Source organism: Tunturiibacter lichenicola (assembly GCF_051013355.1).
Lineage (GTDB): Bacteria > Acidobacteriota > Terriglobia > Terriglobales > Acidobacteriaceae > Edaphobacter > Edaphobacter lichenicola_F.
In genome coordinates, this window is sequence record NZ_CP132944.1 from 1,016,464 (window position 1) to 1,035,277 (window position 18,814).

General features: G+C 59.3%; 18 protein-coding genes. 10 read left to right on the forward strand and 8 right to left on the reverse strand.

Features of this window, described 5'->3' with window-relative positions:
• The first annotated feature begins 340 nt into the window (after positions 1–340).
• The 3 genes from RBB82_RS04330 to RBB82_RS04340 are packed head-to-tail and all read left to right on the forward strand — an operon-like array spanning position 341 to position 2,671.
• Positions 341–898: a Sec-independent protein translocase subunit TatA/TatB gene (locus tag RBB82_RS04330; RefSeq protein ID WP_433973893.1), complete on the forward strand. Its 558-nt coding sequence runs from the start codon at positions 341–343 to the stop codon at positions 896–898.
• Positions 891–1,679 carry a twin-arginine translocase subunit TatC gene (gene tatC, locus RBB82_RS04335; RefSeq protein WP_433973894.1) on the forward strand — a complete coding sequence of 263 codons (789 nt, stop codon included), beginning with the start codon at positions 891–893 and terminating at the stop codon, positions 1,677–1,679. Before RBB82_RS04330 ends, tatC begins: the two co-directional genes overlap by 8 nt.
• On the forward strand, positions 1,676–2,671 hold the full coding sequence (locus RBB82_RS04340) for a M28 family peptidase (RefSeq protein WP_433973895.1): 996 nt from the start codon (positions 1,676–1,678) through the stop codon (positions 2,669–2,671). The genes tatC and RBB82_RS04340 overlap by 4 nt, the downstream gene beginning before the upstream one ends.
• A gap of 51 nt (positions 2,672–2,722) precedes the next feature.
• Here the strand turns inward: RBB82_RS04340 and RBB82_RS04345 are convergent, their stop codons facing one another.
• Entirely contained in the window at positions 2,723–3,232 is a 510-nt protein-coding gene (locus RBB82_RS04345) for a DUF3761 domain-containing protein (RefSeq protein WP_433973896.1), read from the reverse strand.
• Positions 3,233–3,439: 207 nt separating this feature from the next.
• On the opposite strand from RBB82_RS04345, the gene RBB82_RS04350 reads away from it, so the two are divergent.
• From RBB82_RS04350 to RBB82_RS04360, 3 genes are all read left to right on the forward strand, one after another.
• Positions 3,440–3,643: a hypothetical protein gene (locus RBB82_RS04350; protein ID WP_433973897.1), complete on the forward strand. Its 204-nt coding sequence runs from the start codon at positions 3,440–3,442 to the stop codon at positions 3,641–3,643.
• 113 nt (positions 3,644–3,756) lie between these two features.
• Positions 3,757–4,680, forward strand: a complete 924-nt coding sequence (locus RBB82_RS04355) for a TerC/Alx family metal homeostasis membrane protein (RefSeq protein WP_433973898.1) — start codon at positions 3,757–3,759, stop codon at positions 4,678–4,680.
• A gap of 82 nt (positions 4,681–4,762) precedes the next feature.
• Entirely contained in the window at positions 4,763–5,350 is a 588-nt protein-coding gene (locus RBB82_RS04360) for a PepSY domain-containing protein (protein ID WP_433973899.1), read from the forward strand.
• 38 nt (positions 5,351–5,388) lie between these two features.
• Here the strand turns inward: RBB82_RS04360 and RBB82_RS04365 are convergent, their stop codons facing one another.
• Positions 5,389–5,637 (reverse strand): hypothetical protein, encoded by a 249-nt coding sequence (locus tag RBB82_RS04365; RefSeq protein WP_433973900.1) that lies wholly within the window; start codon positions 5,635–5,637, stop codon positions 5,389–5,391.
• Between the two features lie 44 nt (positions 5,638–5,681).
• Positions 5,682–7,247, reverse strand: a complete 1,566-nt coding sequence (nadB, locus tag RBB82_RS04370; protein ID WP_433973901.1) for an L-aspartate oxidase — start codon at positions 7,245–7,247, stop codon at positions 5,682–5,684.
• Positions 7,248–7,406: 159 nt separating this feature from the next.
• Between nadB and aroB the strand changes: the two genes are divergently transcribed.
• The gene (aroB, locus tag RBB82_RS04375) at positions 7,407–8,561 is read left to right on the forward strand and encodes a 3-dehydroquinate synthase (RefSeq protein WP_433973902.1); all 1,155 of its coding nucleotides are present in this window, start codon (positions 7,407–7,409) and stop codon (positions 8,559–8,561) included.
• Positions 8,562–8,758: 197 nt separating this feature from the next.
• Here the strand turns inward: aroB and RBB82_RS04380 are convergent, their stop codons facing one another.
• Entirely contained in the window at positions 8,759–9,295 is a 537-nt protein-coding gene (locus RBB82_RS04380) for a barstar family protein (protein ID WP_433973903.1), read from the reverse strand.
• Positions 9,296–9,358: 63 nt separating this feature from the next.
• Here RBB82_RS04380 and ubiE point away from each other — a divergent pair, with 63 nt between their 5' ends.
• Both ubiE and RBB82_RS04390 read left to right on the forward strand, forming a co-directional pair.
• A complete protein-coding gene (gene ubiE, locus RBB82_RS04385; protein ID WP_433973904.1) occupies positions 9,359–10,132 on the forward strand; it encodes a bifunctional demethylmenaquinone methyltransferase/2-methoxy-6-polyprenyl-1,4-benzoquinol methylase UbiE in 774 nt (257 codons plus the stop codon).
• Between the two features lie 67 nt (positions 10,133–10,199).
• Positions 10,200–11,654: a cation diffusion facilitator family transporter gene (locus tag RBB82_RS04390; protein WP_433973905.1), complete on the forward strand. Its 1,455-nt coding sequence runs from the start codon at positions 10,200–10,202 to the stop codon at positions 11,652–11,654.
• A gap of 127 nt (positions 11,655–11,781) precedes the next feature.
• Here the strand turns inward: RBB82_RS04390 and RBB82_RS04395 are convergent, their stop codons facing one another.
• Together RBB82_RS04395 and RBB82_RS04400 are read right to left on the reverse strand one after the other, a co-directional pair.
• Entirely contained in the window at positions 11,782–12,198 is a 417-nt protein-coding gene (locus RBB82_RS04395) for a cupin domain-containing protein (RefSeq protein WP_433973906.1), read from the reverse strand.
• A 112-nt stretch (positions 12,199–12,310) separates the two neighbouring features.
• Positions 12,311–14,848 (reverse strand): ABC transporter permease, encoded by a 2,538-nt coding sequence (locus tag RBB82_RS04400; protein WP_433973907.1) that lies wholly within the window; start codon positions 14,846–14,848, stop codon positions 12,311–12,313.
• A 460-nt stretch (positions 14,849–15,308) separates the two neighbouring features.
• Here RBB82_RS04400 and RBB82_RS04405 point away from each other — a divergent pair, with 460 nt between their 5' ends.
• Positions 15,309–16,136 carry a PASTA domain-containing protein gene (locus tag RBB82_RS04405; protein ID WP_433973908.1) on the forward strand — a complete coding sequence of 276 codons (828 nt, stop codon included), beginning with the start codon at positions 15,309–15,311 and terminating at the stop codon, positions 16,134–16,136.
• A 213-nt stretch (positions 16,137–16,349) separates the two neighbouring features.
• Here the strand turns inward: RBB82_RS04405 and RBB82_RS04410 are convergent, their stop codons facing one another.
• Positions 16,350–17,744, reverse strand: coding sequence for a transcription antitermination factor NusB (locus tag RBB82_RS04410; protein WP_433973909.1), 1,395 nt, complete (start codon positions 17,742–17,744; stop codon positions 16,350–16,352).
• Positions 17,741–18,670 (reverse strand): methionyl-tRNA formyltransferase, encoded by a 930-nt coding sequence (gene fmt / locus RBB82_RS04415; protein ID WP_433973910.1) that lies wholly within the window; start codon positions 18,668–18,670, stop codon positions 17,741–17,743. The genes RBB82_RS04410 and fmt overlap by 4 nt, the downstream gene beginning before the upstream one ends.
• Between the last annotated feature and the right edge of the window lie 144 nt (positions 18,671–18,814).

The following is an 18,814-nucleotide window of genomic DNA, read 5'->3' on the forward strand; positions in this document are numbered from 1 at the left end:
GCCTTCAGTCTCGCAAGGTCACCCGGTACCGGCGCCAGCCGCTACCTCGTTCACCTCAGAGACGGGGATGTTGAAAGCATGCACTGCTAAAGTTGCAGTGGATTCACTGTGATGACTCGTAAGCCCTCACCCAACCCACGGGGATGTTGCAACTCCCGACTACTTCAGTAACCCACGGCCATCTAAGCCGCGCGTTCGTACTGTTAGACGCAATCTGCATTCAAACGATGCGCCTAAATCGAAAACGTCAAACTGTCCTACATCAAGAATCTTACAACAGGATCAACGTCTTCCATCCATTTGTTCCGCCAACTCGTAAGCCGTATCATGGGACTGACTTATGCCTAGCTTTCAGGACAGCGCCGTAATCTTCTTCCTCGCCCTTCTCCTCTTCGGGCCGAAGAAGCTGCCCGAACTCGCCCGCCAACTCGGCAAACTCATGGCCGAGTTCCGCCGCGCCTCCAACGAGTTCCGCATGCAGATGGAAGACGAACTCCGCGTCGCCGACCAGGAAGAGCAGCGCAAGAAGATCGCCGCCATGGAAGCCGCCGCACCCGTTGCCCCTGCCATCGCCGCTGAAACCGAAAGTACAACCGCTAGTTCATCAGTAGCAGCAGAATTAGACGTCACTCCGGAGCGAATCTCCCAGCTAACTCAAGAGCTGGTCGCAGATCACTCCAACACGCCGTCATCAACGGTCGAGCCTCCACCCAATCACGCACCACTGCCCATCGCCACCTCGGGCGACCTCAATCTCATGCCACCCTCCACCGGCCTTCCAGTCAGCAACTCCGCACTCACTCCCGTACTTGACTCCATCCCTCACGTGTCCGAGTCCCAGCCTCATTCATCCGAGATACCCGAGATATCGACCAGCGAGGCCACCCACCATGGCTGATCTGGTCGACAGCGTTCGCGCAGCCGTCTCCGACCGCGCGGACCTCCCCGGCATGAGCCTCATGGAGCATCTCACCGAGCTCCGCAAGCGCCTCATCCACTCCACCGTCTATCTCATGATCGGCTTCTGCATCGCCTACGCCTTTCACGTTCGGCTCTACGGCATCATTCAAAAACCGCTCAACGACCTGCACATCGCCCTCAACTACACCCACCCCACCGATCCCCTCAACCTCTACCTCAAGACCGCCCTCTACGGCGGCATCATCCTCGCCTCACCCTTCATCCTCTATCAGCTCTGGCTCTTCATCGCACCCGGCATGTACGCCAACGAGAAGCGCTACGTCGTCCCCTTCATGTCCGCCACCATCGTCCTCTTCCTGTCGGGCGCTTGGTTCGGATACCACTGGGTCTTTCCCGGCGCGCTCAAGGTCCTCATCGGTGGCTTCGGCAAGAACTTCAACCCAGTGCTCACCATCGAGGACTACACCAACTTCTTTCTCGCCGTCATCCTCGGCCTGGGCGTCACCTTCGAACTCCCCATCCTCATCTTCTTCCTCGCGCTCTTCGGCATCGTCGACGCAAAGTTCCTCGTTCAGCACATCCGCTACGCTATCCTTGCCATCTTCATCATCGCGGCCATCATCTGCCCCACGCCCGACCCCATCGGCATGTGCCTCTTCGCTAGCCCCATGCTTGTCCTTTATCTCATCGGCGTAGGCATCGCCTTCCTCGTTCATCCAGCCCGCCGCAAAGCCAGAGAGGCCAACAAAGCCGCATGACGTATCTGTCTGCTTCTAAAAGTTCTGTCCATCTGACCCTGAGCCTCTCGAAGGGGAAGACCCCCCCCATCTCGCTTTTGCTTTTGTTCGTCCTTCTCCTGTCGATCGCGCCATCAAGCCAAGCCCAAAAGACCACCCCCCAATTCAGCGGACAAGCCGCCTACAACCTCACCAAACAACTCCTCGAGGTCGCTCCCAAGCGATTCAACGCCTCCCCCGGCCACGCCAAAGCCGAAGAGTTCATCAAGCAGCACTTCGCCCCCGAAGCCGCCAAGGGCAACCTCGAAACCGACACCTTCACCGCCACCACCCCCGCAGGCCTCCAGACGATGCATAACTACATCGTCCGTTTCCCCGGCAAAAAAGACGGCGTCATCGTCCTCGCAACTCACTACGAGACCAACTATCCCCTCCGCGACATCAACTTCTACGGAGCCAACGACGGCGCCGCCACCACCGCCCTGCTCATCGAAATCGGAACCATCCTCCGCGCCCATCCCCCCGAGGGCTACTCCGTCTGGCTCGTCTTCGACGACGGAGAAGAGGCCGTCAAAGAGTGGTCCAACTCCGACTCCCTCTACGGCACCCGCCACTTGGCCGCCAAATGGGCCAACGACGGCACCCTGAGCAAGATCAAAGCCTTCATCGTCGCAGACATGTGCGCCGACAAGGATCTCAACATCGATCAGGACGAGATGTCCACCCCCTGGCTACGCGACATGCTCAAAGTCGCCGCAAAAAACACAGGCCACTCCGCCTCTGTCTTCAAAAATGACCTCCCCGGCCTCGGCGACGACCACATCCCCTTCCGCCAGCGCGGCGTCCCAGTCCTCGACATCATCGACCTCGACTACGGCCCCCACACCGACGCCACACCCGACGGCTACCATCACACCGATCAGGACACCCTAGACAAGATCAGCGCCAAATCTCTCCAGATCTCCGGCGACCTCTTCCTCGAGATGATCCGCTTAATCAACCAGCGCCCCTGACCCAAAGACTAGCATCAGAGGCGCAGCCGAATTCAACTTCCTGAAGCGAACTTACTTCGTGCAGGCCTTCCCGTGATCCGCATGAGCGCCCTTGGCCTTCGCATCGGCCTCTGACATATACGATCCAGCCTTGGTCTTCCCGTAGTAGTCGCTCCCATAGCAGTGATAGACGTTGCTGGACGTATTCACCCACACCAGCCCTGGACCACCACCAGCCGCCTGAGGCAGCGCTACCGCCTTAGCCGAAGGTGAACTCTTCGCAGCCGGAGCCGTAACTGAACCATTAATTGGCGACGTAGCAGGAGCCGGCTGAACAGCCTTCGGACCAGGAGCCGGCGCAGCCGCCGCAGCAGCAGGTGCCGCAGCAGCCGGCGCAGCGGCCGAATACCATTCCTTCACGCCTTGGTGTCCCCGGCACGCGCCCTGTTTGCTCGCCGCCGTCGAATAGGTCCCGTCCTTACAGATTCCGGTGGATCCCGCTGGTGGTGTCGCCTGGGCCAAAGCAAGCTGTGTCCCGAGAAGCCCCGCCGCAACCGCCATCAAACGAATCGCTGTCTTCATAAGCACTCCGGGTAATTGAATTTAGGTAGCCTGAATACCGCCAAATCCTACCCCATCAAGGCCCACCTGTCACCAAACTAGGCTAAAAACCGCTTCCACCCTGTAAAAACACCCTATTTATGACCCAAACGAGTTACAAACTGCCGCATTCGAGGGATAGTGCCACGACTAAAGTCAGCCCTAGTCTTGGCCGATAGGAGGTAGACCATGCAAACACCATCGTACTCAGACATACACGTCCGATACACAAACCTAACCAACCGAACCGCTCGCCAGGAAAACACAGATGGTTTCCTCGACACCCATCACGTCGTGGACATCGCTCGCAGTCTCTTCCTGTCCTCGATCCTCTGGGTGGTTATCGCAATCATCGTTTACACCGTCTACTCCATGGTCGCCGGCGCGCACTAAACACACGTCTGGAACCACGCTTTAGGCAATAGCGCGCCGTCGACCTCCCCCGACGAGCCCTCGCAGTACCCACCCGTGCATATCCCCCTCCTACGCTGTAGCATCCAAAAGAGATGCTCGCCGAGACCCCGATCAGCCACTGGATAGGCTTTCACCTCTTCATCCTCGCTCTCCTGGCGATTGAACTCAGCTACGTCCGCCATAAGGGTCCGGCAAAGATCCACTCCACCTCCATCTCCTCCACCATCCTCTGGATCGGCGCCGCTCTCGCCTTCGCCCTCTTCATCTTTCGTACCCTCGGCAGCCAGTCCACGACGGAGTACCTCGCCGGCTACGCCATCGAAGAGTCTCTCTCCATCGACAACCTCTTCCTCTTTCTCCTCCTCTTCCGCGTCTTCAAGATCGAATCTGTGAACCAGCCCAAAGTCCTCTTCTGGGGGGTCACCGGAGCCATCCTCATGCGCGGAGCCTTCATCGCCGCCGGGCTCGGTCTCCTCGCTCGCTTCCACTGGATCAGCTACGCCTTCGCCGCCATCCTGCTCATCGCCGCCATCCGCCTAGTCCTACCTTCGGACAAAAAAGACGAGCCACACACCCCTCGATGGATCGCCTGGCTCTCCCGCCTCCATCCCGTCAGCCTTCGCCAGGACAAGTTCTTCGTCATGGAAGACGGTCGCCGCATGATCACCGTCCTCTTCCTCGCCCTCATCGCCATCGAACTCACCGACGTCGTCTTCGCACTCGACTCCATCCCCGCCGTCCTCTCCATCACCCGCCATCCCTTCCTCGCCTACACCTCGAACATCATGGCCGTCATGGGCCTTCGCTCCCTCTACTTCCTCCTCGCCCATCTCCTCGCAAAACTTCGCTACCTTCACTACGGCCTGGCCGGCGTCCTAGCCTTCGCGGCACTCAAGATGCTCTCAGCCCACTGGTTCGAAGTCGGCCCCGTCCTCTCCCTCGCCGTAATCGTGACCATCCTCGGCTTCACAATCACGATCTCCCTCCTCCAGAGAGAAAAACCAGCCTCCACATAAAGCCCATGCCAGAAACAAGCGCGATAATCGGATATCAGACTAAATTTGTCGTATTTCATTTCTTTGTGTAAAAAAGAACATAATGTCCCCTTCCCACACTCTTCTGAAGTACCTCCGCCTGATCCACCTTTATCTCGGCGTCTTCATCACCCCCGCCCTGCTCTTCTTCGCCTTCACCGGAGCTCTCCAGACCTTCAGCCTGCACGAAACCACCCGTGGCAGCAGCTACAAACCGCCCGCCTGGGCCGTAGTCCTCGGCCAGATCCACAAGAAGCAAACCACCGTAGTCCCCGTCAGAAAGGTCCCATCCCCAGACAGATCTACCGAAAAATCCGCCGATAAGCCAGCCGACAAATTGAATGACAAACCCGCAGAGAGACTCACGGACAAGCCCACAGACAGGCTCATAACCGACAAGTCTCAGTCGGCGTCACCCAGCGTCGCTACCCAGTCAGCGCCCAACGCGTCAACCAAGCTATCCGAAGCCCCCGCGCCAAAGCCCCACAACACCCTGCCCCTTAAGATCTTCTTCCTCTTCGTATCGATCGGCCTGTTTATCTCCACCCTTACCGGGCTGTACATGTCCTACAAGTACATCCGCAACCGAATCCTGATCACCGCCATCCTCATAGCTGGCGTCATCATCCCCGTCCTGCTGACGTTCCTCTAACGAACGGCCGCGCCGAAAGATGAACTCGACCGCAAGCATCAACCGTCGATGCTGCGGTCGAGACGATTCCCCCACCGCAACAAAAACACCAGCACTGCCAGGGCGACAACTCCGCCTCCAAACAGCCCCGCCATCGCAGCCGCCAGTGAAGTAGGCCCTCCATGAAGGATCCCATTCACCCGCACATCGGCCACCTTATAAAAAATGGCTGAAAAGGCCAAACCAAAGCTGACCACGGCACCCAAAATAGCAGCGATCACGCTAACCCCATCACCGTCAGTCTTCATCGAAGCCCCACCCATCGCGAATCCCTCTGATAGACATCATCTCTTCAAGCTGCAAACTCCAACCTCCCTCTCTGCATCACCGAGTGCTTCCCAACCGCATCATGCAACGGGAAATCGTTCCGGTAGTGCGCTCCCCGGCTCTCCTCACGTCCCAACGCTGAAGCCACGATCAACTCAGCTACAACAAGCAGATTCCGCGCCTCCACAGCCCGCCGAAACAGTCCCTTTGGCATCGCAGCACGCAGCGCATCCAACCCGCGTTTGGCCTGTCGCAAACCATCCGCATCGCGCAACAACCCGGCGTACTTCCACATCAGCTCCCTCAGCTCTCGAATCCACTTCTCAGTAGCCGCCTCAGACGTCACGCCTGCCGGGCCAGCCGCGACCGGCGCGGCGATCAACTCGTCCTTCACCAAAGGAGCCTCCGTCAACATCGTCTCCGCCGCCAGCGCCCCAAACACCAACCCCTCCAGCAGCGAGTTACTCGCCAACCGATTCGCTCCATGCACCCCAGTACAAGCCACCTCACCCGCCGCATACAGCCCCGGCAGCGAAGTCCTTCCCTGCACATCCGTCTTCACGCCACCCATCAGGTAGTGCGCCGCAGGTCGCACCGGAATCAGATCTCTCCCCAACTCCAGCCGGTACCCCACGAGAAACCTCGAGATCCCCGGAAACCTCGCCTTCAAATCCTTCTTCACATGCCGCATGTCGAGATACACAGGCCCATCCATTCCCTCCCGCGTAATCGCCCTCGCCACCACATCTCGTGGCGCAAGCTCCAACAGCGGATGATACCGCTCCATAAACCGTTCCCCCGCAGCATTCACCAGCAGCGCACCCTCTCCCCGCAGCGCCTCACTCATCAAAAACCGCGGTGCCCCCGCCGCAGCAAACGCCGTCGGATGAAACTGATAAAACTCCATATCGCTCACCGCCGCCCCCGCCCGATAAGCCATCGCAATCCCATCCCCGGTAGCAACCGCAGGATTCGTCGTGTCGCTATAAACCTGCCCCGCCCCACCACTGGCCAGCAGCACCGCCCGCGCCTGCACCACCCGCAACCCACCTTCTCCGTCCAGCAGCGTAGCCCCCACCACGCGCCCACCCTCCACAATCAAATCCACACTTGTAGTCCACTCCATCAACTCAATCGACCCCGCGCGAACTCCCCCCTCCCGCACATGCCGCAGCAGCGACACCGCAATCTCCCGCCCCGTTGCATCCCCATTCGCATGAAGAATCCGCGACCGGCTATGCGCCCCCTCCATCGTCCGCATCAACTCTCCACCCTCGCCAGCCGGGTACCGATCAAACGCCGTTCCCCACTCCAGCAGCTCTTCCACCCTGCGCGGCCCCTGCGAAACCAACACTGCCGCAGCCTCACGATTCACCAGCCCATCCCCAGCTGCCATCGTGTCCTCCAGATGCAGCGCGACATCCTCATCGCCACCCATCGCCACCGCGATCCCACCCTGCGCATAGGCGGTATTCGACTCCGCTAACTCCTCCTTGGTCACCACTAAAACTCTGCCCACCTCAGCCAATCGAATCGCTGCGCTCAACCCTGCAATCCCAGCCCCAACTACCAAAAAATCAACCCGTTCCATACATCAATGCTACTAGAAACACATGCCCCGGCCGGATGGTCGGGGCGAGCATCGCGAGCACCCAATCAGCCTGCCTCTCCACAACAGGGTACACAAGCCACGAAGTGGCCGCCCCGCGCGCAGCGGGCCCGTCCGGCAGGACAAGATCATTAAAAATCCATGCGATACGATAAAAAGACCGTGCCTGTTATCCCAGTCAAGACGCCCTCAGCAACCTACGACGTCACCATCGCCTCCAACCTCCTCCGTACTCTTTACCCGCGCCTGAGCAAGCTCAACCCAAATCTTGGGAAAGCCAAGCCCTTCCGCCCCTTCGTCATCACCTCCCCCAACATCTGGGCACTCTGGTCAAAACCCTTCCTGGCATCCTTCAAAGAGCCCCCAACGGTCCTCTTCCACCCCCCAGGCGAGCGCCACAAGCGCATGTCGAGCGTCGAATCCCTCGCCCAGCAACTCGCCACCGCCGGTGCCGACCGCGACTCACTCCTCCTCGCCTTCGGTGGCGGCGTCATCGGCGACATCACCGGCTTCCTCGCCGCCATCTACATGCGCGGCATCCGCTACGTCCAAATCCCCACCACCCTTCTAGCGCAAGTCGACTCCTCCATCGGCGGCAAGACCGGCGTCAACCTCGCCGCAGGCAAAAACCTCATCGGCAGCTTCCACCACCCCCAGGCCGTCTTCGCCGACACCGACCTCCTCCGCACCCTCCCCCCCGCCGAACTCCGCGCAGGCCTCCAAGAATCCATCAAGGCAGGCGTAATCTACGACGCAAAACTCTTCCGCTACATGGAGCAAAACGCCGAAGCGATCCTGAGCACGAAAAAAAATGCAGACCCGACAGCCCTGACGAAAGTAGTAGCCGCCTCAGTCCGAGTCAAAGCCGACGTAGTCAGCAAAGATGAAAAAGAGTCCGGCCTCCGCATGATCCTCAACTTCGGCCACACCATTGGCCACGCCATCGAAGCCGCCACCAACTACAAGCAGCTCCTCCACGGCGAAGCCGTAGCCTGGGGCTCGATCGCCGCCCTCAGCGTGGCCGTAGCTCGCAACACCATCAGCGAGAAAGACGCCAACCGCATCGCAAACCTGATCCTCCGCTACGGCCCACTCCCCACCTTCAAAACCACAGCCGAAAAACTAGTAGCCCTCACCGGCCGCGACAAGAAAAACCGCAGCGGCACGCGCTCCTACATCCTCCCCACAGCCGTCGGCAAAGTAGAAATCGTTCGCGACGTAACCGAACACGAACTCCTGGCCGCCACCCAATCTATGCTCACCCTCATGCGAAAAAGGAGCACTGCCTCCAACTAATAGCTGGACCACCCTAAAAAACGCCGTCATCCTGAACAACTCCAACCCAGGCCGTCATCCTGAACAACTCCAACCACGCCGTCATCCTGAATGAAGTGAAGGATCCCTGTATTTGTCGTTGTTCGTTCCTGTCGTGGCTTGTTCTTTTGTTGTCATTCCGTAGCGCAGCGAAGGAATCTGCTTTTAGAAATGTCAGGCTAAAGCCCGCGATCTTTGTTGAGCCATTCGCGCCTGTTCCAGTGCGTCGAAATACCTGCTAGCCCTTCAAAAGCCAACAATGGATCATCCGATTGAACAAGTATGATGAACCGCCGTCCACGCAGAAGAAAGTAGCGTGAACATCTAGCGAGAATGTCGAGGACAGTCTCAGCCGCTCGAGTATCCGGGTTCTTTCCTGCTAACCCCACGTTCCTCGCGTACAAGTCGTAAGAATCGAGGACAATCGCTAAGCCACTACCATCCGGAACTTCAACGTCCTTAAGACAGTCTATAAGCGCGTTGAAATTTTGTCCGTAATAAGCGGGAAAAGAGAGAACCTCTCCAAAACTCTCGAGCATCGCGGCTTCAGATTTCCAAGCCTTGCAATCGATGCTATAAACGCGATAGCCGCGAAGTCGCAGCCATTGCAGATCATCATCTAGATACATGCGATTTCGATACATGGAGATACTTCCATAGAGAAGAATCTCCCAATCCAAAGTCTTGTCTACTTCGTCTCCCGTGAAAGCAGCCATAGCCAGTAGTCTACTTGCCATGCAAACATGGCTTAATCAGCATTCGTGATTAAGATTAGCTTTGTGACAATCCAAACAAAACCCGAACACGAACGCTCCACCGGGGCCCGCCCAGCCGGCATCACCACCGAGCAAGCCGCCGCCACCTCCGTGCAGCAGATGTTCGACACCATCGCCCCCACCTACGACCGAGCCAACCACCTCCTCTCCGTAGGCATCGACCGCTACTGGTGGACCCGCACCGCAAAACTCTTCCAACCCGTCCTGCAACACCCCGAGACCGTCACCCTCGACCTCTGCTGCGGCACCGGCGACATGACCATGTCCCTCTACCAACACCGCCCGCACACACCAGAAGCCGCCCCCATCCTCGCAGTCGACTTCTCCCACCAGATGCTCTCCCGCGGCGCCGAAAAATTCGCCCCCCACAACATCATCCCCATCGAAGCCGACGCCCTCCATCTCCCCATCGCCGACGCATCCGTCGACCTCGTCACCTCCGCCTTCGGCTTCCGCAACCTCGCCAACTACGAAGAGGGCCTCACCGAACTCCTCCGCATCCTCCGCCCCGGCGGCCAACTCGGCATCCTCGAAGCCAACCAACCCGAAGGCCTCACCGGTACCCTCTACAATCTCTACTTCAAAACCGTCCTGCCGAAGCTAGGCGGCCTCATCTCCGGCAAACCCGCTGCCTACAGCTATCTCCCCGCCTCGGTCGAGCGCTTCCCCCGCCCCCCACGCATGCTCCAGCTCATCAAAGCCGCCGGCTTCACCAACGCCACCTGGACCAGCTACACCTTCGGCACCGCCGGCCTCTACCACGCCACCAAACCCTGACACCTACCGCATCGACACAGTGGAAGCCGGCGGAACCGCAGGCACACGAACCATGTACCATCTCCAGATGAGCACTACGGCCAAGCCCGAACAAGCCGCGACCCCGCACAGCGCCAAGCGCTCTGCCGCGCTCTTCTCCGTTCTCGCCGCCTTTGCCGTCACCCTCCTCAAGCTTGTCACCGGCATCCTCACCGGCTCTCTCGGCATGCTCTCCGAGTCTGCCCACTCCGGCATCGACCTCATCGCCGCCGCCATCACCTTCTTCTCCGTCCAGGTCTCCGACCGCCCCGCCGACGCCGACCACACCTACGGCCACGGCAAGATCGAAAGTCTCTCTGCCGCTATCGAATCCGTCCTCATGCTCGGCTCCTGCGTCTGGATCCTTACCGAAGCCATCCGCCGCATCGCTCACCGCGAACACCTCTCGCTCAACTTCTCCATCTGGCCCTTCCTCGTCCTCCTCCTCTCCATCACGGTCGACTACACCCGCTCCCGTAAACTCCACCGCATCGCCGCCGAAACCAGAAGCGAAGCCCTCGAAGCTGATGCCATCCACTTCCGCACCGACATCTGGTCCTCCAGTGCTGTACTCCTCGGACTCTTCGCAAGCTACATTGGCGAACGTTTCCAAATCACCCAGCTGGAGCTAGCCGACCCCATCGCCGCCATCATCGTCGCCGCTATCATCCTTCACGTCACCTGGAACCTCGCCCGTCGCACCATCGACGCCCTCACCGATGCCACTCCCATCGAAACCCGCGCCCAGACCCGCGACATGATGCGCGAAGTCGCAGCCATCGACGGCGTCATCTCCGTCGACCGCATTCGCACTCGCCGCTCCGGCCCCGACTACTTCGCCGATGTCACCCTCGGCCTGCCACGAAACCTAACCTTCCAGCGCTCCGAACAGATCACCATGGCCGCCACCGCCGCCATCCGCCGCCATCTCCCCGGTGCCGACGTCGTCGTCCACTCCATACCAACCGCATCCATCGCCGAAAGCCTCCACGACCGCATCCGCGCCGTCGCCGCCCGCTCCAACCTCGCCATTCACGACGTCAGCGTGCAGGAGTACAACCACGAGCTACACGTCGAGCAGCACCTCGAAGTCAACGAGACCATGTCTCTCAGCGCTGCCCACGCGCTGGTCACGCAACTCGAGTCCGACATCCGCCGCGAGATCCCTGAGATCTCCACCATCCTCACCCACATCGAAAGCGAACCAGCCACCATCGAGCGCCCCGCCTCCCTCGAGCGTGACCGCCAGCTCGAAGTCCGCCTCCGCCGCGCCGCCGCAGCCTTCCCCGAGATCCTCGACATTCACGAAGTCTTCGTCACTCGCAGCCACAGCGGCGGAGCCGACCGCATCCAGGTCAACTGCCACTGCACCCTCCCCGACGACCTCCCCATGTCCCAGGTGCACGAGATCATCACTGCCCTCGAAAACGCCTTCAAACTCGACTGCCCTGAAGTCTCCCGTCTCCTCATCCACCCCGAGCCCGCCACCGACAACCGCCGCTGACCTAACTGCGACGGATCCCCTTCGAATGCCGTCATCCTGAACGTAGTGAAGGATCCCTGTATTTCTTCTTTACTCACGACGCGGGCAGAAAGATAAGCCTCGTTCTAAGAAGCGCGTCTGAAACCCGCTACTTCTCGTCGCTTATAGACAAAGGAAGTTCAGAGTTTCCCGCGTAGAAAACTATAAGCACCACACCCGCGTCGCCCGTTACACCCCGATGCACGCTATTGACCGTCTCTGCAACCGCATCACCCGCCACGAAATGGCGTATCGTCCCGTCTTTCTTCTCAACCGTCAGATCACCGGAAAGAATGTACCCGGCATTTGGAAACGGATGCGAATGCCACTTCATCTTCGTCCGGGGAGGAATCGTGATCTTCAGAACAGTAATCTTCGGCTGTCCAGCCGGATAAGCCTTATACGGTGTGCCATCCCACGAAGACGTAGTTTGAAGAACGGTTTCAATCTGAATCTTTGAGGGCGAATCCTGTGCGTGCGCAAAGCAAGTAAGAACAAGCGGCAACAGAACAGTGGCAAGTTTCAATTTCTTCTCCTGCCTTAAGAATAGTCCCCGCACCGTAGACCCGAGCAACCCTCGACACGCTTGTTAAGAGGCCATCTCTCTCAAACGTACTCGCTGAAGAGTTCCATAAGAACTACTCAGTACGCAGCGCAGTCATCGGCTCAATATTCGCCGCTCGTCGCGCAGGAATAAATCCGGCAATTGCCGCCGACGCTCCCAGCACCACCACCGCAATCACCAGACTCGCCGGATCATACGAGTGCACGCTATAGAGCTGATCCCGCATATACCGCGTCGCCAGCATCGCAACCGGAACCCCAACCGCCAATCCCAGAGCAGCCTGCAGAATTGCTCCTCGCATCACCATCCGCACCACATTCCCACGATCTGCACCGAGCGCCATTCGCAATCCAATCTCGCTCGTCCTCCGCGCTGCCTGGTACGAAGTAATTCCATACAGACCAACCGACGCCAACACCAGCGCCAGCACCCCAAACAGCACCGTCAACCGCGCGATCAATCGCTCCTGCGTGAAGTTATCCGCCACCTGATAATCCAGCGAATGCAAGTCCTCCACCGTCAGATTGGGATTGATATTCGCCAGCGTGTGTCGCACCATCGCATCCAGATTCTGCGGAGCCCGCTCGAAGTGCAGCGTCACTGAGTTGATGTAAAGCCCTCGCCCTTCAGCCATAATTGCATTCGCTTCCGTCAACCCCGCCATCTGCTGGTTCAGCGGACGAAAGTACATCGTTCTCACCGGCTCGCGCGGATTGTTATACTTCGCATCCGCCACAATCCCCACAATCTCAAACGCCGACGAGTACTTCTGATCCATAATCCCGAAGTGCCGCCCAATTGGATCTTCCTTCGGAAAAAACTTCTTCACAAACGCCTGATTCACCACCGCGACCCCCTGAGAGGCAGCGGTATCCTGATCGGTAAATCCTCGCCCACGCACAAGCGGCTGACCCACCGTCTCAAAGAAGTGCGGACTCACCCGGTCCCACGACGAACCATTCTCATCGGTCGGCGCAGGCGCAGGACGTCCCTCGACGTAAACACCCTCACCCCAGTTGTTCCCCTCCAGCGTGCTGTACAGCGCCATTCCTACACTCTTCACTCCAGGCAGCGACCCGAACTGATCCTCAAGCGTCCGATAGAAAGCAGGCAGCGTCTCCTCCGTATAACCCGCGGCAGCCGGATCCAGATGCAGCACATACCGATTCTCCGTTTGCAAACCAAAGTTTTGATGCTCGATATTCTGCAGACTCCGCGTCAGCAACCCCGCGCCCACCAACAACACCACCGACAACGCCGCCTGAAAAACAATCAACGACCTCTGCGGCAACGAAGCCCGATCTCTCGTCGAACGATTCACCCCACGCAACGCCTCCGCAGGGTCGGAGTGCGACGTAATCCACGCCGGCACCACACCAAACACAACGCCCGTCACCAGCGACAACAAAAACGCAAACCCCAGCACCCCCGGCGACGGAGTCGCCTGAATCGGCAGATGCGGCGAATTCGGAAACGCCAGCGCCAGAATCATCCGCGTCCCTGCATACGCCACAGCCAACCCAGCAAATCCACCCATGCACGCCAACAGCACACTCTCCGTCAGCATCTGACGAATCAACCTGCTCCTCGCCGCTCCAAGCGCCATTCGCACCGACGTCTCCGCTCTCCGCGTCGCGCTGCGCGCAAGCAGCAGGTTCGCCACATTCGCACACGCCACCAGCAGCACCAGCGCGGAGATCGCCATCAACAACTTCAATCCCTTCCCCGTCTCGATCTGCAAATTCTGAATGCCAGCCCCTCCAGGCACAATCACGACATGCTGTTTTGGAATCAATGTCGACGCACCATTCCGGGTATATATCGGCCGCGTCGGCAACCAATCCCGCAGACTTCCCGACATCTTCCCCTGCAACGCCGTCACACTCACACCCGGCTTCACGCGCCCCAGCACGTAAAGCCAGTTGCTCTCCGCCACATGCAAAATAGTCTTCTTCCCATCGATAAACGGCTCAACCGACAACGGAACCCAAAGCGCTGGTGGATTACTCCGAATCCTATCTCCGTAAAATCCTGGCGGAGCAACACCCACAATCGTCACAGGTTGCCCCTGTATAAAAAACGACCCACCCACAACCTTCGGATCGCTCCCATAGTCCGACTGCCACGCCTGATAACTCAGCACTGCAACCGGCGCAGCGCCCGCATTGTCATCCGCATCCGTGAACACGCGCCCCACGAACGACCCCACCCCAAGTGTCTTGAAGTAATTCCCCGAAACGAACTCCTGACGCTGCGGCCGTGCCGGCTCAGAACCACGCCGCAGACTTACCGTCTCGTTTCCTGCCTGCATCGCCGCCATCTCTTCAAACTCCGGCGTCGTTTCCTGAAAGCGCTTATAGATGTCGTACGAAAATAGATCGAAGTCACCGTTTTCATTGATGAATCCACCATCGACGCAGCAGTCGTCCAGATCGCCCACACGAAAAAGTGTCTTCGGGTCCGTCACCGGCAGCGACTTCAGCAGAACCGCATGCACCAGCGTGAAAATCGCAGTATTTGCGCCGATCCCCAACGCAATCGTAAGAACAACCGTGATCGCAAAGCCAGGCGACTTACGGAACTGACGGAACGCAACGATGACATCATGCATGCATCTTCTCCAGAAACTCAGTAGACGTGAGGGTTCCTTGGCAACTACGCTGCGACGATCGAAATAGTTCAATCGCATCATTTAAAAAATCCACCACAGCAGAAAAAGATCCACACAACAATTTTTTTTGGCATCCACGCTGTCCAAACCTGGACACGAAGAAGGCTCTTTGCGTTGTTTTTTCTAAATCTTTTCCGTTGAGTGTTTTACGTTGTCGCCCTGAACGCAGTGAAGGATCCCCGTATTTCGTCGTTGCTTGTTTAAGTCGTTGCTTGTCTTAAGTCCTTACTCGTTTCGCGTCGTTGCTTATTTCATGTCGTTGCCTGTTTTCAAGGACCGTGTCTCCCTTTGAAACAAAGACACAGTTTCGGGCAGTTTCTCAGGGTCACCAAGTCGCGCCTCAACGGACTCGTCAAAACACAAGACCATACTCCGCACACCCTGTATCCTGATCCTGCCCATGAAGCTCAGACTCGCCCGCATCAATCGCTTCTTCAACATCGTCCTCGGCGCCCTCGCCATGCTGGTCGTCGCGCTCGTCTCCGCCTTCATCACCATGCGTCTCGCCATCCACGGCCGCGAGATCAAAGTCCCCAACCTCAGCGGCCTCACCATCTCCGAAGCCAGCAAAAAAACCAGCTCCCTCGGCCTCAGCCTCAACCTCGAAAACCGTTTCTACTCCCCCACCGCACCATCCGGCCTCGTCCTCGCCCAATCCCCCGCCCCCGGTTCGGTCGTCCGCCGCGAGTGGCCCGTCCGCATCACCGAAAGTCTCGGCCCGCAAGACGTCGCCGTACCCAACCTCATCGGCCAGACCGAGCGCACAGCATCCATCAACATCCGCCGCCTCTCACTCGAACTCGGCACCGTCGCTCACATCATCGCACCCGGCGAGCCCGGCACCATCATCTCCCAAACCCCCAAACCCAACGCCACCGGCATAGACCGCCCGCGCGTCAGCCTCCTCCTCGCCGATCCCGAGCAGGCCGAATCCCCCGAGCCCTTCGTCATGCCATCGCTAGCTGGTCTCACGCTCGCTGGTGCCGCCGCCCGTGCCGCAGCCATCGGCCTCCACATCGCCAGCGCAGAAGACCTCAACCTCCCCACTACACCAGCAGCAACGCCAGCTTCACCTCCACCCTCAGCAGGTGCCACAGCCACGCCCACAACAACGCCAGAACCCGTAGCCCACGCAGTCTCCTCCCTCGGCACAGTCATCGCCCAAACCCCAGCCGCCGGCCACCGCGTCGTCAAAGGCGACCCCATCCACATCACCCTCACCGACTAGTCACCCAACACTGCCGTCATCAACCCACCCAGCACAGTCGTCATCCTGAACGTAGTGAAGGATCCCTGTCTTTGCCGCCGCTGCATTTGCTTGTTCTCGTCGTGGGTCAGACCGAGGCTGTTCGAAACTCGGATTCGAGGCTCGCCGGGTGCCCCATATCTCGATTTTGAGATGTGGGCATTCGCGCAGATGCGCGAACGCTTTCTCTACGAACTAAGCCCGCTCCAACACCACCGCAAAGAACCCATCACACCCATGCACACCCGGCAGCGTCCGCAGAGCCCCATCCCGCACCGCAGAACCCAACTCCACACCTTGTAGCAACACACCCTGCTCCGCAAGCTCCGCCATCACACCATCCACCGGAACCCTCACCACACCATCACCAACGACCGCATCTACTACACCCTCACACTCCTCCGCCTCCAGCGAACAAGTCGAATACACCAGCCGCCCACCAGGAGCCAGCCTCTTCAACGCCCCTCCAAGAATCGCCCTCTGCCGCACAGCCTGCCGCGTTAGCTCCTCCTCCTTCAACCGATGCCGAATCTCCGGATTCCCCGCCAGCGTCCCCGTCCCCGAGCAAGGCACATCGCACAAGATCAGATCAAACTCCCCCTCAACACCCTTCGCATTCGCAGCATCCTCCACGTCAAACTCCACGCGCTCCGCATACGCATACCTCTTCAACCTCGCCTCCGTCTGCGCCAGCCGCTTCGCACTCACATCGCTCGCCACCAACTTCGCCTCAGTCAGTCGCCTAGCGAGAATCAACGTCTTCCCTCCAGGAGCAGCGCAGCAATCCCAAACCCTCTTCGCCCCCGGCACCGCCACCGCAGCAATCTCCGCCACCAGCCGCGATCCATCATCCATCTGCGGCAGATCTCCACCACCCTCGCTGAACATCCCACCCGGCGCCGGCTCCTTCTGGTCCGCCTCGCATATCTTCAACGCCGCATCGCGCCCATACGCCGCCACCCAACGCTCCACCAGCCATCGCGGATGCCCCAGCCGCTCCGCAAACGCCGCCACCGACTCATGAATCCGAACACCCGGCCTCTGCGCCGCCGCCAATTTACGCAGCACCGCATTCACCATCCCCGTTGCATGAGGCTCCCCGGCAGCCCTGCACAACTCCACACTCTCACTCAGCGCCGCATGCGCCGGAATCCGCTCCAGATGCAGCAATTGAAACGCCCCCAACCGCAACGCAATCGCCACCGGCTCCGCGAGCCGCTGTTCAGGCCGCTGCAACAAACCCCGCACCCGCGCATCCAGCGCAATCTGCCACCGCAACACGCCCATCACCAACGCTGTCGTAAGATTCCGATCCTCCGGCGACAAAGCATCTACCCGCGCCGAATGCAGCAATTCGTCGCTATGCCCCTTCCCCTCACCTACCAGCTTCAAAATCTCAAACGCAGCCAGCCGCGCCGGCGTAATCTTCGCCACCGCAGCCTCAACCGAAGCCGTAGGTCCCGCAGACACCGGCCTCTTCCGTACAACGGCCTGCTTGCCAGCACTTGGTTTTCCTGCAACAGTCTTGCCAGCATCAGCACCGGCCTTCCCCTTCGACCCACCCGCTCCTTGCTTCGATCCGTCCTTCATAGCCCCAACCGTTCGCCGCTCTTCACCTGATACCCACGCAGAAATTCAGCCGCACTCATCCGCTTCTTCCCTTCCATCTGCACCTCATCCAGCACAAGCAGGCTCCCGTTGCCACACCCCACCTTCAGCACATCCCCATCCACGATCAACACTCCAGCCTCGCCCGCACCCTTCGCCATATGCATCTTCCCAACAATCAGCTTCTTTCCTCGCAGCGTCGTATGCGCCCCCGGCCAGGGCTGAAATCCTCTCCATCGATCGTAGATCTCCTTCGCCGTCCGCGAAAAATCCACCAGCCCGTCCTCACGCTTCAAAATCGGCGCCAGCGTCGCCATCGAATGATCCTGCACCTCAGGACAAATCGTCCCGGCATCCAGTCTCTCCAGCGTCTTCACCATCAACTCCGCGCCAATTGGAGCCAGGCATCCATACACATCCTCCGCCGTCTCCTCCAATCCAACCGGGCACACCTGCGCCAGCAACATATCCCCCGTATCGAGCCCCGCGTCCAGCCGCATCGTCGTCACGCCCGTCAAAATCTCACCGCTAGCCACCGCCCACTGAATCGGCGCCGCCCCGCGATACTTCGGCAGCAATGATCCATGCAGATTGATATTCCCGAACCGCGGCAGCTCCAACATCCACTGCGGAATAATCCGCCCATACGCCACCACCAGAATCGCGTCAGGCCGAATCTCTTCCAACCGCCCACGAAACTCCACGTTGTTCTTGATCTTTTCAGGCTGCACCACTTCGAGCCCACGCGCCAACGCCGCCTGCTTCACCGCTGGCACCTGCAACTCCATCCCCCGCCCCGCTGCACGATCCGGCTGCGTCACCACCAGCGCAACCTCATGCCCTGCTGCGATCACTGCTTCAAGCGTAGGCACTGCAAACTCCGGCGTCCCACAAAAGACCAATTTCATCGTCTTATCCTCTCGTCCTGCCGGACGGGCCTCCTGCGCGGAGGGCGGTCACTTCGTGACATGTATACCTTGTCCCGACAATCAAGCAACATAGGCCCGAGCGATGCTCGGAAAACAAAATCTTACGCCGACCGGAGGAAGGCC